General features: G+C 47.2%; 18 protein-coding genes and 1 tRNA gene. 6 read left to right on the top strand and 13 right to left on the bottom strand.

The genetic code is table 11. From position 1 onward, the window contains the following. The 8 genes from ASC49_RS04620 to ASC49_RS04655 all read right to left on the bottom strand — a co-directional run bounded on the left by ASC49_RS04620 (position 1) and on the right by ASC49_RS04655 (position 6,727). Positions 1–75, bottom strand: a tRNA-Gln gene (locus ASC49_RS04620). A gap of 104 nt (positions 76–179) precedes the next feature. Further along, entirely contained in the window at positions 180–1,271 is a 1,092-nt protein-coding gene (ychF, locus tag ASC49_RS04625; RefSeq protein ID WP_055462043.1) for a redox-regulated ATPase YchF, read from the bottom strand. A gap of 23 nt (positions 1,272–1,294) precedes the next feature. Continuing rightward, entirely contained in the window at positions 1,295–1,879 is a 585-nt protein-coding gene (pth, locus tag ASC49_RS04630) for an aminoacyl-tRNA hydrolase (RefSeq protein ID WP_055462044.1), read from the bottom strand. A 16-nt stretch (positions 1,880–1,895) separates the two neighbouring features. Further along, positions 1,896–2,474 (bottom strand): 50S ribosomal protein L25/general stress protein Ctc, encoded by a 579-nt coding sequence (locus tag ASC49_RS04635; RefSeq protein ID WP_055462045.1) that lies wholly within the window; start codon positions 2,472–2,474, stop codon positions 1,896–1,898. A 67-nt stretch (positions 2,475–2,541) separates the two neighbouring features. Next, the gene (locus ASC49_RS04640) at positions 2,542–3,489 is read right to left on the bottom strand and encodes a ribose-phosphate diphosphokinase (protein ID WP_055462046.1); all 948 of its coding nucleotides are present in this window, start codon (positions 3,487–3,489) and stop codon (positions 2,542–2,544) included. Positions 3,490–3,545: 56 nt separating this feature from the next. Then, a complete protein-coding gene (gene ispE, locus ASC49_RS04645; protein ID WP_055462047.1) occupies positions 3,546–4,406 on the bottom strand; it encodes a 4-(cytidine 5'-diphospho)-2-C-methyl-D-erythritol kinase in 861 nt (286 codons plus the stop codon). Continuing rightward, a complete protein-coding gene (lolB, locus tag ASC49_RS04650; protein WP_055462048.1) occupies positions 4,403–4,984 on the bottom strand; it encodes a lipoprotein insertase outer membrane protein LolB in 582 nt (193 codons plus the stop codon). Before lolB ends, ispE begins: the two co-directional genes overlap by 4 nt. A gap of 9 nt (positions 4,985–4,993) precedes the next feature. Beyond that, a complete protein-coding gene (locus ASC49_RS04655; protein ID WP_055462049.1) occupies positions 4,994–6,727 on the bottom strand; it encodes a tetratricopeptide repeat protein in 1,734 nt (577 codons plus the stop codon). A gap of 237 nt (positions 6,728–6,964) precedes the next feature. Here ASC49_RS04655 and hemA point away from each other — a divergent pair, with 237 nt between their 5' ends. The 3 genes from hemA to prmC are packed head-to-tail and all read left to right on the top strand — an operon-like array spanning position 6,965 to position 10,198. After that, entirely contained in the window at positions 6,965–8,233 is a 1,269-nt protein-coding gene (gene hemA, locus ASC49_RS04660; protein WP_055462050.1) for a glutamyl-tRNA reductase, read from the top strand. A gap of 1 nt (position 8,234) precedes the next feature. After that, positions 8,235–9,323 (top strand): peptide chain release factor 1, encoded by a 1,089-nt coding sequence (gene prfA, locus ASC49_RS04665; RefSeq protein WP_055462051.1) that lies wholly within the window; start codon positions 8,235–8,237, stop codon positions 9,321–9,323. Positions 9,324–9,355: 32 nt separating this feature from the next. After that, a complete protein-coding gene (gene prmC, locus ASC49_RS04670; protein ID WP_055462052.1) occupies positions 9,356–10,198 on the top strand; it encodes a peptide chain release factor N(5)-glutamine methyltransferase in 843 nt (280 codons plus the stop codon). A gap of 4 nt (positions 10,199–10,202) precedes the next feature. Here prmC and yaaA read toward each other — a convergent pair whose 3' ends face one another. After that, positions 10,203–10,976 carry a peroxide stress protein YaaA gene (gene yaaA / locus ASC49_RS04675; protein ID WP_055462053.1) on the bottom strand — a complete coding sequence of 258 codons (774 nt, stop codon included), beginning with the start codon at positions 10,974–10,976 and terminating at the stop codon, positions 10,203–10,205. Positions 10,977–11,065: 89 nt separating this feature from the next. Here yaaA and ASC49_RS04680 point away from each other — a divergent pair, with 89 nt between their 5' ends. The 3 genes from ASC49_RS04680 to ASC49_RS04690 all read left to right on the top strand — a co-directional run bounded on the left by ASC49_RS04680 (position 11,066) and on the right by ASC49_RS04690 (position 13,898). Then, positions 11,066–11,269 carry a hypothetical protein gene (locus ASC49_RS04680; protein WP_055462054.1) on the top strand — a complete coding sequence of 68 codons (204 nt, stop codon included), beginning with the start codon at positions 11,066–11,068 and terminating at the stop codon, positions 11,267–11,269. Positions 11,270–11,292: 23 nt separating this feature from the next. Next, positions 11,293–12,213, top strand: coding sequence for a hypothetical protein (locus ASC49_RS04685; protein WP_055462055.1), 921 nt, complete (start codon positions 11,293–11,295; stop codon positions 12,211–12,213). Positions 12,214–12,347: 134 nt separating this feature from the next. After that, the gene (locus ASC49_RS04690) at positions 12,348–13,898 is read left to right on the top strand and encodes a methyl-accepting chemotaxis protein (protein WP_055462056.1); all 1,551 of its coding nucleotides are present in this window, start codon (positions 12,348–12,350) and stop codon (positions 13,896–13,898) included. Positions 13,899–13,954: 56 nt separating this feature from the next. Here ASC49_RS04690 and ASC49_RS04695 read toward each other — a convergent pair whose 3' ends face one another. The 4 genes from ASC49_RS04695 to hemC are packed head-to-tail and all read right to left on the bottom strand — an operon-like array spanning position 13,955 to position 18,104. Next, positions 13,955–15,187, bottom strand: coding sequence for a heme biosynthesis HemY N-terminal domain-containing protein (locus ASC49_RS04695; RefSeq protein ID WP_055462057.1), 1,233 nt, complete (start codon positions 15,185–15,187; stop codon positions 13,955–13,957). Further along, positions 15,184–16,395, bottom strand: a complete 1,212-nt coding sequence (locus tag ASC49_RS04700) for a uroporphyrinogen-III C-methyltransferase (protein WP_055462058.1) — start codon at positions 16,393–16,395, stop codon at positions 15,184–15,186. The genes ASC49_RS04695 and ASC49_RS04700 overlap by 4 nt, the downstream gene beginning before the upstream one ends. 1 nt (position 16,396) lies before the next feature. Next, the gene (locus ASC49_RS04705; protein ID WP_055462059.1) at positions 16,397–17,149 is read right to left on the bottom strand and encodes a uroporphyrinogen-III synthase; all 753 of its coding nucleotides are present in this window, start codon (positions 17,147–17,149) and stop codon (positions 16,397–16,399) included. Positions 17,150–17,177: 28 nt separating this feature from the next. After that, entirely contained in the window at positions 17,178–18,104 is a 927-nt protein-coding gene (gene hemC, locus ASC49_RS04710) for a hydroxymethylbilane synthase (protein ID WP_211262011.1), read from the bottom strand. Between the last annotated feature and the right edge of the window lie 46 nt (positions 18,105–18,150).

Consider the following 18,150-nt stretch of genomic DNA (forward strand, 5'->3'; position numbering starts at 1 on the left):
TGGCTGGGGTAGCTGGATTCGAACCAACGCATGACGGGATCAAAACCCGTTGCCTTACCGCTTGGCTATACCCCAACAATCTCGCAACACAGACGAATTAAAACGTTTGCTTCAGTACGTCTGTGGCGCGATATTATTCATATAACCCATTCATGGGTCAAGGTTTTTTTCTAAAAAGTTTAAACATTAAAACGGAAGTGCATTACATCGCCATCTTTGACAATGTACTCTTTGCCTTCTAGACGCCATTTACCTGCGTCCTTAGCACCACTCTCGCCTTTGTACTGAATAAAGTCGTTGTAGGCGACCACTTCAGCACGGATAAAGCCTTTCTCGAAGTCTGTGTGGATCACGCCCGCTGCTTGTGGAGCGGTTGCGCCTTGTTTCACAGTCCAAGCACGAACTTCTTTTACGCCTGCTGTGAAGTAAGTTTGTAGACCTAGCAGCTCGTAGCCAGCGCGGATTACACGGTCAAGTCCAGGTTCTTCCATGCCCATTTCGTCTAGGAAGTCTTTCATTTCCTCGGCATCCAGCTCAGAAATTTCAGCTTCTAACTGGTTGCAAATTGGTACGACCATGGCGCCTTCTGCTTCGGCAATTTCACGCACGACATCAAGGTGAGGGTTGTTTTCAAAGCCGTCCTCAGCCACGTTGGCAATGTACATGGTCGGTTTGATAGTTAGTAGATGAAGTTGTTTAACCGCTTTCTTTTGGTCGTCAGTGAACTCCATAGAGCGCACAGGTAGACCATCTTCTAAGTGCGCTTTAATGCGTTCTAGAAACTCTTTGTGCGCGATGGCTTCTTTGTTACCGCTTTTCGCGTTTTTAGCGGTACGTAGAATTTGCTTATCAACCGATTCGATGTCAGCAAAAATCAACTCGAGGTTGATTACTTCAATGTCTGCTTTCGGGTTAACTTGGTTGGCAACGTGAATCACGTTGTCATCCTCAAAACAGCGTACCACGTGGGCAATCGCATCCGTTTCACGGATGTTAGCTAAGAATTTATTACCCAGACCTTCACCTTTAGAGGCACCTTCTACAAGACCTGCGATGTCAACGAACTCCATGGTGGTCGCAAGAATGCGCTCAGGCTTTACGATTTCTGCCAGAGCATCTAAGCGTGGATCGGGCATAGCCACCACACCAGCGTTTGGCTCAATGGTACAGAAAGGGAAGTTTTCCGCGCCGATACCGGCTTTGGTTAGCGCGTTGAATAGAGTTGATTTGCCGACGTTTGGTAAGCCGACGATACCGCAATTAAAGCCCATAAAGATTTCCTAAAGCTGGTAGATTATGCTTTAAAACTATGAAGATGATTCATGACACTATTCCAATTGTCCGCGACAATGTCTTCGTAATAGCGTAATGACTCATCGATGGTTTGTTCGATTTTTTGGTACTCATCGCTTGGTGCTTTTTTCAAAACATAGCTCGCCACTTGGCTAGCATGCCCAGGATGACCGATACCGATGCGCACACGACCAAAGTCTCGGTTGTTACCAAGCTTACTGATGATATCTTTTAGGCCATTGTGGCCACCATGACCGCCGCCTTTTTTTAGCTTAACGGTGCCAGGGGCGATATCCAGTTCATCGTGAACGACAAGAACTTCTTGGGGAGAGATTTTGTAGAACTGGCAAACCGCTTGAACAGCTTTACCACTTAAATTCATATAGGTCGTAGGAATCAGCAGATAGCATTCCTGCCCACCTATAAAAACTTTTCCGAACTGACCGAAAAATTTCTTTTCAGTGCAAAGAGAACACTGGCTCATGCGAGCCAGTGCCTCTATCCATTGTGCGCCAGCATTGTGGCGGGTGTCTTCATATTCTGCGCCTGGGTTGCCCAAGCCAACGAGTAATCTAAAACCTGCCACAGACTTGCCTCAATGATTAACGCTTAGCTTTACCGATACGAGCGATAGGTTGGTTGTGGTCTTCGCCTTTAAGAAGAGCAACCAATTCTACGCCTTCTGGTAGTTGAGCGTCAGAAAGGTGGAAAATTTCGCCTAGTTGGCCGTTAACAACGTCAACGATCAAAGAAGCTGGTAGGTCTTTTGGTAGACAACGAACTTCAGCAAGTTTCGCTTCAACTTGTAGACGACCACCTTGGTTCTTAACACCGTCAGATTTTGCAGCGTTCACGAATTCTAGAGGAACACGTGTAACAAGCTTAGTTGCAGAATCAACGCGTTGTAGGTCGATGTGCATAACTTCGCCAGATGCTGGGTGACGTTGTAGAGACTTAACGATAACTTCTTGCTCTGTGCCATCAACAGATACTTTAACTACGCCTGTTAGGAAAGCAGTGCTTTCAACAGCTTTCGCTACTTCGTTGTTCTTGAACGTTACAGAAACCGCATCAGTGTTGCCACCGTAGATTACAGCTGGAACAAAACCTGCGATACGAAGGCGGCGGCTCGCACCTTTACCTTCTTCGTTACGTACAGAAGCGTTTAGTACTTGAGACATTTTGAATATCCTAAATTAAGTTAAGTTTGCCCAGAACTGCGACCCGTTCCGAGCGTAAATGTTTGGCTTAGGCCCCAAACATGGCACTGATTGACTCTTCGTTGCAAACGCGACGAACAGCCTCAGCCATAATGTCAGACATTGACAATTGGCGGATTTGTGGGCAGTTCAGTGCTGCTTGTGATAGTGGAATCGTATCCGTCACTACCAGTTCGTCTAGCACAGAATTGCTGATGTTCTCAATCGCTTTGCCTGACAGTACTGGGTGAGTACAGTAAGCCAAAACTTTAGAAGCGCCGTGTTCTTTAAGCGCTTTTGCTGCAGCACATAGAGTGCCACCGGTGTCACACATGTCATCAACAAGGACACATGTTTTGCCTTCAACGTCACCGATCAAGTGCATGATCTGCGCTTCGTTAGCACGTGGACGACGTTTGTCGATGATCGCAAGATCTGCATCATCGAGTAATTTTGCGAAAGCGCGAGCTCGAACTACACCACCTACATCTGGCGAGACGACAGTGATATTTTCATGGCCTTGACGCTGTAAATCATCCAGTAGCAATGGCGTTGCGTAAACGTTGTCTACTGGAATATCAAAGAAACCTTGAATTTGATCTGCGTGCAAATCAACGGTCAATACACGATTAATACCAACAGCAGAAATCATATCCGCTACCACTTTTGCGGTAATTGGCACTCGCGCAGAACGTACGCGACGATCTTGGCGGGCATAACCAAAGTATGGGATCACCGCTGTGACACGGGTAGCCGACGCACGACGCAGCGCATCAGCCATTACAATCAGTTCCATCAAGTTATCGTTACTTGGAGCACAGGTAGACTGAATGATGAAAACGTCTTTACCACGAACATTTTCGTTGATCTCTACTGTGATCTCTCCGTCGCTGAATTTTCCAACCGTAGCGTTGCCGATCGGTAGACCTAGGCGGCGAACGACCCTGCGAGCTAGTTCAGGGTTGGCATTACCGGTAAAAACCATCAACTTGGACACTGTGTATACCCTTTGTATTTATAGCGATGAAAAATAGACTGGCGTTTTGTTCAGCATCACGTATGCTGAGATGCAATCCACTGGTTCAGTACGTCATGAGTGGGAGAGGTATTACAACCACGGCAAACCCATGTTTGCCACTGCTCTGGTGCAGACGCTCTCACTCGCTCTGCGTCTTCAATTGACTCACATGCCAAAAACAAACACGCGCCAGTGCCTGTCAGCTTTGCGTCGCCAAATTGCGATAGCCAAAGAAACGCTTCATCCACCTCTGGATAAAGTCTTCTAACGACTTCAAGGCAATCGTTATGCCCCTCCAGTTTCAAGGCGTGCGATATTCTGATGGCAGGGGTGTCTCTTGTCAAATATTTATCGGTAAAAATTTGAACAGTTGGCACTTCGCAATTTGGCTTCAAAAGCAGGTAATACGGGGTTTCAGGCGTCGTTTCAGTAAGCTTCTCACCAATTCCCTCAGCGAATGCCGAATGACCAAAAACAAAGATCGGAACGTCCGCGCCAAGTTGTTTACCTAATTGAGCTAAGGCCTGCAAGGAAAGGTTGCAGTGCCATAGATGATTCAAGGCAAGCAATGTAGTCGCTGCATTGCTGCTGCCGCCGCCAATACCGCCGCCCATCGGAAGTATTTTGGTAAGTGAGATCGCTACCCCGCCAGAGGTGTGTTTATAGGGCTCAAGAATACGAGCTGCCTTCACGATCAGGTTGTCTTCGTGAGCGACTCCGTCGATCTCAGGAGTCAGGCTAATGTCCGAGTTCTCTGTCAAAGTGAAGCTCAACTCATCACAGACATCAATAAACTGAAATAGAGTTTGCAGCTCATGATAACCATCATCGCGACGGCCGGTGATGTGTAAAAAAAGATTCAGTTTAGCTGGGGAGGGGAGCGTTAACACGGTCATTGTACTGTCCAGTCAGTAATGATTAGATTGACGCGATAGGGGGCATGGGTTACCTGCATACGTTGTGGTAATTTTAAGCCATCTAAATCGGTGAACTCGCGATAAAGCACCGTCCAGCCATCTTGAATAATCTGTTCGGGCGTAGTGCCATCTGCCTGGTAAGCTATTTCTGCAGGCGAATTGGGTGAGACTAAACCACGAATCCAATACTGTACATTCGTAACCGGGAAGTGCCATCCTAATTCATGGTACAGCAAGGCTTCTGCGTTTGGGCCAGTGAGCTCTTTGTCGTCGTAAGTTAGGCTGGCTTGTTGGCCTGGAATGCCTTTAAGGCGAGTCGCACCTTGCCCAAATGGCCCATAAATATTGAGTTCATAGTGCTCAGGATTCTGATCCCAATTAAAATTGCCTGAAATGGCATCTTGTTCGGTGCGAATGCCAACACGGCCTTCGGTTTGCCAGGCACTAATGTCCTCAACGCGCTCAGGTGTTGGCGGCTTGGGAGTAGTAGGTGAAAGACTGCAACCTGCCAATAATGCGGCGGCTAAGCTGCTTAGCCATAAGTGCTTTATATTCATCGGTAATCCTTACGCACCTTCTAATAACTGAGGTGCGTACTTTTCTAGCGTTTTGATTAAAGTTGGCAAAGACGCGTTATCTTTGAGAGCTTGATGCCAAATGGCTAAGGCTTGTTCATGTTTACCTTTATGCCATAACACTTCACCAAAATGTGCGCCAATTTCGGCATCTTGCATCTCGTTCCATGCTTGCGCAAGCAAATCACGGGCGCTGTCTATGTCTCCATTTAGGTAATAAGCCCAGCCCATGCTGTCAAGAATGGCGGGATCTTCATCGTCCAGTGCGTAGGCTTGCTGAATTAATTCGAAAGCTTCGTCAAAGTCATCTGGTGAGCGAACCATCAGGGTGTATCCCAAGGCATTTAGATAGGCTGGATCATTTGGATGCTTTTCCAAGAGCAGTTTCAGGTCGTCAAGGGCGGCTGCCCACTGTTCCTGCATGTCGTAAGTGATAGCGCGTTTATAGCGTAGACTGTCAACATCGGGAAAAACGGATAATGAGCGAGTCAATAAGTCGATGGCTAACTCAGGTTGTCGCTGCTGTACATGTAAATCCGCCACGCCCATGATATGGCCTGGTTCGGAGTCCAATGCCGCACGTTTTAAAATAATACCATTTACAAGGTCGGCTTGGTGAACCGAGTAGAGCCATTTCACGATTGTTTCGGAGGCGGTCCAGCTAAGCTGGCCGAAGACATTAATGAGGTTATTCAAAGCCTCATCAAATTGTCCTGCTTCGTGCTGTGCGTTGGCCAGCATAAACAGTAATTGATCGCGTAATACACCGTGACGGGGTAAGTCAGACAGGAGTGCGATGCTCTGCTCAAGATGGCCCTGTTGTATTAATAGTTGCCCCATCCCTAAGCCTATCTGTTGAGCGAGATAAGGAGGGAAGTCAGCGTCGTAAAAAGCATCCAAGGCTTGCTGAGATTTACCGTTTTTGATCAAGATTTCTAGTAAGTTAGCTTGAATGCGCTGACTATTAGGGTGTTGTTTGAGGCCTTGTACGAGAGTTCGCTGCGCCTTGTTTTTGAATCCCAGCTGTTCTTCGCTAAGTGCTTTGATAACGATTAAGCCTTCTAGCTCAGACTTCGGACTACGGGTTATGAGTTGACCGATATTTTCAACAATGTATGGGTAGCCACCATTGATAAACAGTAGATGATATTGAGCGATCTCAACATACAAATCCTTCGACAGCTCAGGTGCGCTCAAAATGTCTTCTAATTGAGAGGTGATATTCTCGTGGCGCACATTTTGGTCAACAAAGTTAGGTAAGAAACCTAGTGCAGCGTTGTGCTGCGTCGCTTGAATGAGTAGCTCGGCGGCTTGGTCAGTCTGTTCTGTGTTTAATAAAGCTTGCAGTCGAACTGGGTAGGCCTCGCTTGCGCTCGGGTTCAATTCCAACCAACGCTGGCTCGCATTAAGAATGGCTTGTGTGTCGTCGCTCATAACGGCAGTGGAGGTGGCACGTTTAGCGATGCCCTCATCGCTGCTTTGTTGGGCAACTTCTAGATATAAAGTGCTCGCTTGTTGGCTACCTTGACGTTGTAGAGTGAACTCAGCACCCAGCACCTGCTCTAGTTGCTTGGCATGTGTCGACTGTGCCACCGGTGCCCATTGGCTATCTGCTTGTAATGGTGTGACATGATTGGAAACAGATGAGCAAGCACTAAGTGACAGGCCAAATGTTATCGATAAAAAAACGCTTTTAAGCGGGATAGGGTGTCGCAGTCGTTGCATAAGTACCTGCCTTATGGGCCAAAATCATGTCCTAGCTCCTATGGTAGCCTTGCTTGAGTCGTGTTGTCAGCCTAATAACGGAATGTTGAATGTAAGGAATCGACATATTTATTGATTTGATGGGGTGCGAAGAGCTAAAAATTCCTCTTATAATAGGGGCATTTATTTATGAGTCAGAAAGTTTGGCCCATTTCTGAAAACACTTGTTCGATCTCAAGTCGTGAGAAGAGTTCCTGAATGCCGCTAATTGCTGTGGGCGTAAACCACAAAACTGCACCAGTATCTATTCGAGAGAAAATTTCGTTTGCCCCTGAAAAAATGGTTGAGGCGCTCAATTCTCTTGTGTCTGACGCTCAGGCAAAAGAAGCTGTCATCGTCTCCACATGTAACCGTACAGAGCTTTATTGTGCGGTGGATGAAGGTGCAAGTGAACAGCAAATCATCAGCTGGCTCGGACAATATCATAATGTTTCGCCGGATGAACTTGGCCGCTTTTGCTATACGCATCGAGGAGATGACGGTGTACGTCATGTGATGCGTGTTGCGGCTGGACTTGATTCTCTGATCCTAGGTGAACCGCAAATTTTCGGCCAAGTGAAGTCTGCTTATGCGGTTTCACAAGAAGGCCGCTGCATTGGGTCTGAGCTACAGTCACTGTTTCAGCAAACATTTTCGGTTGCGAAACGAGTAAGAACTGACACCGCGATAGGGGAAAACCCAGTATCTATTGCGTTTGCAGCCGTAAGTTTAGCGCAGCGTATCTTTGCTGATGTAAAACGTAGCACAGCACTCTTGATAGGCGCCGGTCAGACCATTGAGCTAGTTGCAAGACATTTAAAAGAAGCGGGCATTAAGCGAATCATTGTTGCCAACCGTACCTTAGAGCGTGCTCAGGTGTTGGCGGATGAGTTAGGGGCGGAAGCGATTCTATTAGGCGATATCACGGATTATTTGCATCAAGCAGATATTGTCATTTCATCCACCGCTAGCCAATTGCCGATTATCGGTAAAGGGATGGTTGAGCGTGCGACCATTAAGCGTCGCCGCAAGCCTATGCTGTTGGTCGATATTGCTGTACCGCGAGATATCGAGCCTGAAGTTCAGGAAGTAGAAGACGCTTATTTGTACACCGTCGATGATCTGCACTCGGTGATTGAGCAAAACGTCCGCGCCCGACAAGAAGCTGCGCAAGCCGCAGAAAAAATCATTGAACAGGGCATTGAAGAGTTTAAGCGTAAACAAGAGTCTCGCAAAGTTGCGGATCTAATTGTAAGCTACCGCGCCCAAGCGGAATTAATAAAACAGTCCGAGCTAGAGCGAGCGCTCAAAGGCCTGGAATCTGGTCAGACGCCTGAGCAGGTGATGACTAAATTAGCACATGGATTGATGAATAAACTGATCCATACCCCAACCCAGTTTTTGCGCCAAGCCGGTGCAGAGGCTGACCAAACGGCCTTACAGCAAGCCGCCGAAGTGTTGGGCATAACCGATACGAAAGAATCCTAGAATGAAAGACTCGATTAAATTTAAGTTAGAAAGCTTATCTGAGCGTTACGAAGAATTGGCCGCTCTGTTGAGTGAAGCGGATGTGATTATGGATCAAGATCTGTTCCGTAATTACAGCAAAGAATACGCTGAGCTTGAACCTGTGGTGAAATGTTTTGCCGAGTACCAGCAGGTATTGGAAAACATTGAAGAAGCAAAGTTAATGCTGACGGACTCTGATCCAGACATCAAAGAGATGGGGCAAGAGGAACTGAAAGCAGGAAATGAGCAGAAAGAAGAGCTGTTGTTAGATCTGCAAAAACTATTGCTACCAAAAGATCCAAACGATTCTAGAAACGTTTTCTTGGAAGTTCGTGCGGGTACTGGTGGTGATGAAGCATCGATTTTCTCGGGCGACTTATTCCGTATGTATTCTCGTTACGCGGAAACACAACGTTGGAAAGTGGAAATCGTCAGCGCTAGTGAAGGTGAGCACGGCGGTTACAAAGAAGTCATCGCACGTATCGTGGGGGACGGTGCCTACTCTAAGCTCAAGTTTGAATCTGGCGCCCACCGTGTACAGCGTGTGCCAGCAACGGAGTCACAAGGTCGTATTCATACGTCGGCTTGTACCGTTGCGATCCTGCCAGAAATGGATGAAGTGGCGGCGATCAATATTAATAAAGCAGATCTTCGTATCGATACTTTCCGAGCTTCGGGAGCGGGTGGTCAGCACGTTAACAAAACTGACTCAGCGATCCGCATCATACATATTCCAACGGGTGTGGTCGTAGAGTGTCAGGATGAACGTTCGCAACATAAAAACCGTGCTAAAGCGATGGCATTGCTAGCGTCAAAATTGCAAGCCGCAGAAGAAGAGAAAGCGGCTTCTGAACAATCTGAAGCACGTCGTTCTTTGGTCGGTAGTGGTGACCGTTCGGAGCGTATTCGTACTTACAACTACCCTCAGGGGCGTGTGACCGATCATCGTATTAACCTTACCCTGTACAAGCTGGATGAGATTGTTCAAGGGGATTTGGATGCTTTGATTAATCCATTGATAAATGAATACCAAGCGGAGCAGCTTGCTGCGCTAAGTGGCGACAACTAAGCGCTATTTCCTATCTTTCAGCGTGGCCGTCCATGACCATTGAATCGTTATTAAAACAGGCTTATGGGCGGCTTTCCGCGCTGTCCGACACTGCGCAGCTGGATGCCCAGCTGCTGTTGTCCCATGTGCTCGACGTGTCTACGACGCATTTCTTTACTTGGCCGGATAAAGAGGTTTCTGAAGCTAATCAAATGGCCTTTGAAGCCTTGCTTAAGCGTCGCGAAACCGGTGAACCGATTGCCTATATACTAGGTGAACAGGATTTTTGGAGTCTTTCGCTGGAAACGTCACCCAGTACGTTGATTCCCCGTGCTGACACCGAACGCTTGGTGGAGGTTGCGCTGGAACTGTTGCCTGAAACAGCACATAAGCTTGTGGATATGGGAACTGGCACCGGTGCGATTGCCTTGGCGTTGGCCAAAGAATGGCCGGCATCAAGCGTCATTGGTGTGGATTATCAGACCGAAGCGGTGGCCTTGGCACAGCGTAATGCTATGCGAAATAATATTGCCAATGCGTCGTTTCTCCAGAGTGATTGGTTCTTGGCATTAGCTGATGAGGCGCCATTTGATCTGATTATCTCGAACCCGCCTTATATCGATCCAGAAGACGAGCATTTATCCCAAGGGGATGTGCGTTTTGAGCCGTTGACGGCGTTAATTGCTGAAGAGCATGGCTTAGCCGATATTCGCCATATTAGCGAACAAGCCAAACATTATTTAGCGCCTAAAGGTTGGCTGATGTTTGAGCATGGTTACGATCAAGGGCAAACAGTGCGAGACTTGTTACAAGAGAAAGGTTTTGTCGAAGTTGCCACCTATCAGGATTTAGGTGGCAATGATCGTGTTACAGTAGGTCGTTTGAACGGTGGCTAAGAGATTACTGGGCACTTTCTGGTCGGATAAAGACGGGTTCTAATGGTTTTGAGCGCTCAGCATCGTAGCGATACCCCGCCAAGTTAAAGCCTTTAATGTCTTCAATGGACTCTGCTCCGCTTTCAATTAGATAGCGAACCATCAAGCCTCGCGCCTTCTTAGCATAGAAGCTAATCACCTTGTATTGACCGTTTTTCTCATCCAAGAAATTTGGTGTGACGATAGTGTTGTTAATGGCTTTTTTATCAACCGCTTTGAAATACTCTGTCGACGCTAAATTCACCAACAGTTCATCTTCTTCAAGTTCTTCATTCAGGGCCGGAGCAATGGTATCCGCCCAGAAGTGATAAAGGTTATCTCCTTTCGGGCTGCTAAGCTTAGTGCCCATTTCTAAGCGGTAAGGCTGCATTAAATCGAGAGGCTTTAATAAGCCATAGAGGCCACTCAAAATACGTAAATGAGACTGCGCGTATTGAATCTGTGCTTCGCTGAGAGAATAAGCATCAAGCCCAGTGTAGACATCACCCATAAAGGTAAACAGCGCAGGACGGCTGTTGTCTTGTGTATGCTGTTGTTGCCAAGTTTGGTAACGCTCAACATTTAAGGTGGCCAATTTGTCGCTCAATTTCATTAATGAGGCGATATCGGCTGGAGAGTACGGCTTAATGGTATCGATCAGTGTTTGAGCTTGGTTAAGGAAATTCGGCTCGGAGTAATCGGAAATGGGAAGGCTGCTGTCTAAATCCAACGTTTTCGCTGGTGATATCAAATATTTCATTATCTTACCTTGGCATATCGTTGCGTTTTTCTAAGATTATCCATAGAGTGGTAACAGATATCTACTTATTGCCTTGATAGAGAAAGGGTATGAAGGACAACATCATTCTATTTCCAATTTCATCGAAAAAGCACGCTGATGATATGGCTGTGGAATCTGTAGTGGATACAACTTCTGAAAAACGCCTAGATGAACTGCGCCATGCTTTTGACGAAGCGCGGAAGCTTTGGCCTGTTGAAATGTCTGAACTGCCTGAGCAAAACCGCAAGCAAGTCGCCGCCCGTAAAAGATAGTTTTAATCAAGGAAGACCATTCTGTGTTAGCTTTTCTCGTCAAGCATTCCCTAATCGGGATGTTTATCTGTGCTCTGTTGGGGTTTGCTTTTCCTGCGGCCTCCAACGCCTTGTTTCCATTCCTGCCTTATGTGTTGTTTACGCTGATGATGCTGACATTAGTGGGGATGCCTATGGAGCGTTTAGTTAAGCGTTTGTGCCAGGGTGCGATTTGGCTCTACGCTTTACTTCACAGTGCTTTTTATATGCTGATTTTTACGCTGATGGGAGTTTTAATTGGTGTATCTGATGAACTTTTGTTGGCCATATTGGGGGTTGGGGCAACTGGCTCTCTGTTTGCAACTCCTGCGATTGTTAGAGCATTGGGCTTTGATGCGCTAGAGGCAATGGCCATGACCATTGCGACCACCTTGTTGCTTCCAATCGCATTATTTATACCAATACATTTCTTACCAATGAGCCAAGGTAGCTTAGACTTCGTCACTTACGGTTTAAGATTGCTGATCTTTATTGTTGGCCCGATTTTCATTTCTTTCTCTCTGCATCGTCTAATGCCAAAGGAAACCTTGCAGCGGGCTTTGTTAAAAATTTCGCCCTACACCATTTTATTGGTGTTTGCTTTCCCGTTTGGTCTCATCGGTAGCTATCGTGGGATGTTTGATCAAAGTATCACGCAAGCATTGGTGTATTTACTGATTGCGGTGGCATTGGTGCTGTTTTTCTTCGCTGGTACCTTTTTCGCTTATCGCCAATCCGGTGTGCAGGAAGCGTTGACGGCGGCCATTACCTCCGGTAATCGTAATGTCTTGCTCACGTATTCTATTGCTGGTGCGCTGCTTGGGCCGGCCTTTCTTCCTTTGGCTGGGGCCATGCAAGTGCCTACTTATATCCTGCCTGTAATTACCCGTCGCTTAGCGCGTTACTTGAATTGCCGTCCTCAATAATTCCTGACCATATATGCAAATTTTCTAACCTTTGACTACGCTTCAATAGAAGTGTGTACGGAATGTGGTCTTAGGCTAGACGTTATAGACCGTTGGTTATAGATGGCTTTGAAACGGATGTGCATGAGGGAATTATGAGAAAAAACCTGCCCATTACAACTGTGGAAAGAGTTGTATCAAAAGATGTGCGCTTGATTACCACGACCGATTTGAAAGGGAAAATTACTTACTGCAATCAAGCCTTTATTGATATCAGTGGCTTCAATTATGACGAACTGTTGGGGGCGCCTCATAACTTGGTTCGGCATCCTGATATGCCGCCTGAAGCATTTGATATTATGTGGTCACACCTAAAGGCAGGCAAACCGTGGATGGGGTTAGTCAAAAATCGCAGTAAAAACGGTGATTATTATTGGGTTGACGCTTATGTCACGCCAATTACGGAAAAGGGGCAAGTAGTTGGCTATGAGTCGGTGCGCTCTGCACCAGATCGCGCAGCGGTGGCGCGTGCGGAAAAGCTCTATAAAGGGCTTCGCGATGGCCGAAAATCTTTCAATATCCCTATGCAAACAATTGTACCTGCATTGGTTATTGCTGCTTGGTTAGCGTCGTTGGCGATGTATCTATTAAATGTAGAGTATGTCGCAGCACCAGCGTTGCTAGCTTCGTTGTTGATGGTGGGTTATTGCAGCATTCAGCAGCGTAACATGCGGCGTAGCTTAGAAAAATCATTAGGTGGGGCTTTCACTCATCCTGTTGCTGCGAAGACATATTCCGATCACAACCTTGATTTAGCCAAGCTAGAAGTGGCGATTAAAAGTCAAAATATGCATATCGATACAATTTTGACTCGAATTGAGGCGGAGTCAAAAGAGGTCTCACACAAATCCGATTATGGTTTAAAGCAGACCCAAAATGCGGTAGATAAGATTCAACAACAGTTACATGAAACCCAAGAAGTCGCCGCAGCGATGCAGGAAATGACTACCACCGTTTCTGATGTATCTAAGCATGTGCAACAGACAGCTCTCAGCTCTGAAGAGTCCAAATCCTTAGCAGAGCGAGGTAATCAAACGATTGAAGAGACAACTCATGCGATTAGTGGGTTAGCTGACTTAGTTGAGCAAATTGGTCAAGCTGTCAGCAATTTATCTAGCCAGTCGGAGAGTATTGCCGAAGTGGCAGTTATGATTGATCAAATTGCGGAGCAGACCAATTTATTAGCCCTGAACGCTGCCATTGAAGCGGCGCGTGCGGGTGAACATGGTCGAGGGTTTGCGGTGGTGGCGGATGAGGTGCGTCAGTTGGCTCAGCGTACTCAGGGCTCCACTCAAGAAATACACAGTATCATCGAGCGTCTACGCAATGGCGCTCAAGACGCCGTTAAAGTGGCTAGTGATGGGCAACAAAGCGCTAAGGTCGGCTTACATAAAATGTCTGATGCGCAGCAATCGCTTACGGCAATTGTTTCCTCGGTTACCAGTATTTCTGAGATGTCGATGCAAATGGCGGCGGCAGTCGAAGAGCAGGCCCATGTTTCTGAGGATATCAACCAGCAGCTAGTGCGTATTTCGAACTTGGCAAATGCTAGCAAGGAGGAAGCAGAGCAAGCGATGCAGAGTATGGTGACTTTGCGGGGGGTTGCATCGGATATGCATGAATTGGTGGTGCGCTTCAAAAAGTAGCATAGCTGAACGCATAAAAAAGCCGAGCTAAGCTCGGCTTTTTTATCAACTTTTCTCTAGTGTGGTAGAGGCAATGCTTTAACAGACTTACTGTCATGGCGAATGCGTTTAATGATCAGGTCCTGCGCTTCGTCCAAGTCTCCCATGGATTCAAGTAATAAACTTAACTCCACGATCGCTTCGGAAGAGGAATCTAGACGCAGTGCTTTTTCGTAGTAATCGCGTGCTTTGCCCCATAGTTGCAAGCGTTGGCAGATGCGTCCAGCGCTTAGGTAGAGTGGTGCACTGTCTGGATGACGACGAATCCAAGTTTCTACATTGCCAAGGGACTTCTGTAGAGACACCTCGGTGAGTTGTCCATAGACACCGGCTAGCGTGTCGGACCAATGATCATTAAGGGCTGTGCGTATAAAGGCTTCAGCCTTGGCTTCGCTGCCAAATTCGATTAAGGTCGCGGCATACAGAGCCTGCATTTCTTCGTCTTTAGCTAGGCCATCTAGTTTTTTCCAAATGCCTTGAAGCTCATCCAGTAGAACCTCTTTGCTTAGACCGGTTTTCTCACGGAAGCGTAGTTTCTCTAACAGTGCCACGAACGAATTTTTCTCAAGTTCGAGCAAGTTGGCTTCGTTATAAATACCGTGTTTCTTAAGTGCTGGCGTGAGTTCTTGCAACGCTTCCCAGTCTTTTAGCTGAGTGTACGCCGTTACCAGCATCTTCAAAGTTTGACGGTGCTTTGGTTTCATATCATGGAGGCGTTTTAGCGTTGCTAAAGCACCTTCGTAATGGCCTTGTTTAAGCTGTAGCTGGCTTTGGACAAAGCTGATAGCAAACTCTGCATCAGGTGATGTCTGGTGTGCTTTACGCAGCAGTTCTTTAGAGCGCTCATGTTCCTCTTGCTCGCTGGCTGCGTAAGCGGCTCCAATATAGTTGAGCAAAGGGTAGGAAACCTTGTTAGCGGATGTAGTGAGAAGTTTTTCGGCTTTGCCCCAGTTGCCCCCCGCTAGTTCTAGCATGCCTTTGATGGTCGATTTCAGTGCACGCTTATGGGACATGGTGCCTGTCAATTTTGATAATGAGGAGTTTGGATGCATCAGAATCCAAATGACTCGCAGGGTAATCATGATGGCCGCATAGCCAAGTGCCACAAACAGCAGCATAACCCAAAGGCTCATCTCAATGGTGACAGCCTTAAAGGAGATCATCACATAGCCTGGGTCTTGCTTCATGATCAAGCCAATAGCGCCACCAATGAGCAGTACGACGATGATTGAGAGGAGAACTTTTCTCATAGAGCGTTATCTCCTTGCTTGCTAGGCGCGGGGGTGGTGGCTTTCCAGTTTTGCATCAAGTTACGCATGGCTTGTAGGGACGCACGCGGCATGGGCACATCTGGATTCGGGTTGACCTGCTGCAACGAAGTCAGCGTGGTCATAAATGCAATAGTTGCCTGTGAGGTGGTGTCAAAGTGCTGGTTTACCGCTTCCGCCACACGGCTCAATGATTTCTCATAAATAGCGGGTTCGGCTTTTAAGAGAGCAACTTGTGCCACATCCAATTGAATTTGGATACCAGTAACCAGCTCTTGGTATTCTGCTGGTGGTAGCAATGGTTTGATTGGCTTGTGATTGTAGTTGATCACCACTAAGGATTTCAGTCCTTGCCAAGCCTCATTAAACAATTGTTTTAGGGCTGAACGGCTGGTTTGTGCGGCTTCTGCTTCAGGCTCTTGCTGTTCTTGCCATTGTTTCGACGGCTCCCGTTGAGGCAGCTTTGCAACCTGTTCATACAGGGCCGACAGCTGTAGGTAGCGGCCTTCTAAGTCGAAGCTAGCCACGGACTTCAGTGCTTGCATGTCTTGCGCAATCGCTTTGCGAGTTTCAAACATTAGCGGGTCTTCAAGGCCTGCTAAGATATTGTCAGCACTTTCAAGCAAAGATAGGCTACTTTTAGTGTCTTTTTCGAGTAACAAGCGTTGGTTTGATAAACGAATGAGGTATTCTGCTTCAGCCAGCAACCAATCGTTTTTATCAGCATTATTGAGCTTGTTAATTTTTGAAGAGAGATCTACTAAAGCTTGTTCGGTTTGCGCTTTCAGTTCATCAGACTGAGCTTTGGCGGCGCTCAATGTGCTGTTCATGTCGCCAAGTTGTTGCGCTGTGGTTGAGTTGCTTTCGACACTGCGGTTTAAACGCTCAACTTTTTGCTCTAATGCGATCACTTGATTTTGCGCGTCTGTTAATGCTTGGCTACCTGAGTATTGGCTCTGATAAAATTGCCAACCACTTAAGCCTAGCGCAGCGACACCGAACAACAACGCAACAGCGGGTAATGCTTTGCTGTTCGTGGAGGAAGCGTTAGTGTTCTGTTGAGAAGTAACTGAGGCACTTGCTGCGTCACCAGTCGGTGCAGAAGAGTTTTCTTTAGCGGACTCTAAGGACGTAGTGTCTACGCTGTTTTCCGTGTTGTCGGTTAAAGCCTTGTCGTTTTTATCAGTCATGTTATCGTCCTAAATGCTGCTGTGTGGCTGCGATTAATCGTTGGTCGTCAGCACCTTGTGCACAGATTACCTGATTCCAGCGAAGGGACTTTGCTAGTTGCGCCACTCTTTCGCTTGGAACAAATAAGGCAGTGTTTTTTAGAGCTGGGTCAAACTGATCAACATAAGTTGTCAGATTTGTCACACTTTCACCACTTGTCGCCCATATTACGTCAGGACGCTCTAAGAATAAAAAAGTTTGTGCTGTATATGTCGGCGTATGTCGTTTATAGAGTTCTAAATGGTCGACAATCGCCCCGCGCTCTTCCAAGCCCTTAGCTAAATCTGGTCGACCGCCTGCACCTCGAACAATTAAGACTTTTTGATCGCGCATTTTGACAGGCTTCAGCCAGTCTAGCATGGCTTCCGTGTTGTTGCCGGGGTTGCTTAGGGCTGGAATATTTAATTCGTTCAGAGTTTGCGTGGTGCCTTGTCCAATGCCTAACCAGTGGATACCAACTGGAATCATCGGCCAGCACTCGTCAATCAGCTCAATTGCAAGCCGAGCGGCATTCTTACTGACAAAAATGACGAATTGATACAGGTCGAGGTTGTACAACTGTGAACGAAGGGCCGCTAGCTCAGTATCACTGGAAAGCGGTCTAATCTCTAACATGGGTAAAGAGATTGGTGCAGCGCCAAGCGCAATAAGCGCTTGGCAAGTCAAAGCATTTTCAGGTTCTGGTCGGGTGACCAATACTTTTACGCCTTGCATGGTGATGGTATCCCCAAAAGATCAGCGATTAGTGTTGGTAGACTTCGTCCAAAAGAGCTTGTGCACCGTCGGCTAGCAATTGTTCAGCCAATTGAGTGCCCAGTGCTTCGGCATGGTCTTGATGACCACGAATCTCGCCGCGCACCATGCGTTTGCCATCGGTGCTGCCTACTAGGCCACGAATAAATAGCTCTTCGCCTTCAAGTAATGCGAAGCAGGCAATTGGCGCTTGGCAGCCACCGTTAAGGCGTTTATTTACGGCACGCTCTGCGATCACTCGGTAAGCGGTTTCTTGGTGTTGCAAGGGCGCTAATAACTGGATGAGTTCGGCATCATCACTGCGACATTCGATGCCCATGGCGCCTTGACCACCTGCAGGGAGAGAGAACTCATCGCTGATGCGAACCTTAATGCGATCGGCCATTTCAAGGCGTACCAAGCCCGCCGTTGCTAAGATAATCGCATCGTATTCACCGTCGTCCAGTTTGCGAAGGCGTGTATTCACATTGCCACGTAGGTTTTTGATAACAAGGTCCGGGCGGTGCATTTGTAATTGGCAAGAACGACGTAAGCTAGATGTGCCCACTACGGCTCCTTGCGGTAGCTCATCAATGCTGTGGTATGTGTTGGAGACGAAGGCGTCGGTTGGGTCTTCGCGCTCACAAATAACGCTTAGGCCTAAACCTTCAGGGAACTCCATCGGCACGTCTTTCATGGAATGCACAGCGATGTCGGCTTCGCCATCGAGCAAGGCTTTTTCGAGTTCTTTCACGAAAAGACCCTTGCCACCGATTTTCGACAGGGGCGAGTCTAGGATTTGATCACCTTTAGTAGTCATACCCATTAGCTCGACTTTGATCTCAGGGTAGAGGGCTTCCAGTGACGCTTTGACGTTGTTGGCTTGCCAAAGGGCCAGCTGGCTTTCACGGGTTGCAATGATGATTTTATTTCTCACATTCTCTCCTAGAGTCGACATCGAGCACGAAAATAACGATAAAATT

Source organism: Marinomonas fungiae (genome assembly GCF_001418205.1).
GTDB classification, from domain to species: Bacteria; Pseudomonadota; Gammaproteobacteria; order Pseudomonadales; family Marinomonadaceae; genus Marinomonas; species Marinomonas fungiae.

What these genes read in the sequence shown, in the direction of transcription:
- ychF (WP_055462043.1), bottom strand. Translation starts at nt 1,271, where the DNA reads ATGGGCTTTAATTGCGGTATCGTCGGCTTACCAAACGTCGGCAAATCA.
- ASC49_RS04635 (WP_055462045.1), bottom strand. Translation starts at nt 2,474, where the DNA reads ATGTCTCAAGTACTAAACGCTTCTGTACGTAACGAAGAAGGTAAAGGT.
- ispE (WP_055462047.1), bottom strand. Translation starts at nt 4,406, where the DNA reads ATGACCGTGTTAACGCTCCCCTCCCCAGCTAAACTGAATCTTTTTTTA.
- lolB (WP_055462048.1), bottom strand. Translation starts at nt 4,984, where the DNA reads ATGAATATAAAGCACTTATGGCTAAGCAGCTTAGCCGCCGCATTATTG.
- ASC49_RS04655 (WP_055462049.1), bottom strand. Translation starts at nt 6,727, where the DNA reads ATGCAACGACTGCGACACCCTATCCCGCTTAAAAGCGTTTTTTTATCG.
- hemA (WP_055462050.1), top strand. Translation starts at nt 6,965, where the DNA reads ATGCCGCTAATTGCTGTGGGCGTAAACCACAAAACTGCACCAGTATCT.
- prfA (WP_055462051.1), top strand. Translation starts at nt 8,235, where the DNA reads ATGAAAGACTCGATTAAATTTAAGTTAGAAAGCTTATCTGAGCGTTAC.
- prmC (WP_055462052.1), top strand. Translation starts at nt 9,356, where the DNA reads ATGACCATTGAATCGTTATTAAAACAGGCTTATGGGCGGCTTTCCGCG.
- yaaA (WP_055462053.1), bottom strand. Translation starts at nt 10,976, where the DNA reads ATGAAATATTTGATATCACCAGCGAAAACGTTGGATTTAGACAGCAGC.
- ASC49_RS04680 (WP_055462054.1), top strand. Translation starts at nt 11,066, where the DNA reads ATGAAGGACAACATCATTCTATTTCCAATTTCATCGAAAAAGCACGCT.
- ASC49_RS04690 (WP_055462056.1), top strand. Translation starts at nt 12,348, where the DNA reads ATGAGAAAAAACCTGCCCATTACAACTGTGGAAAGAGTTGTATCAAAA.
- ASC49_RS04695 (WP_055462057.1), bottom strand. Translation starts at nt 15,187, where the DNA reads ATGAGAAAAGTTCTCCTCTCAATCATCGTCGTACTGCTCATTGGTGGC.
- ASC49_RS04700 (WP_055462058.1), bottom strand. Translation starts at nt 16,395, where the DNA reads ATGACTGATAAAAACGACAAGGCTTTAACCGACAACACGGAAAACAGC.
- ASC49_RS04705 (WP_055462059.1), bottom strand. Translation starts at nt 17,149, where the DNA reads ATGCAAGGCGTAAAAGTATTGGTCACCCGACCAGAACCTGAAAATGCT.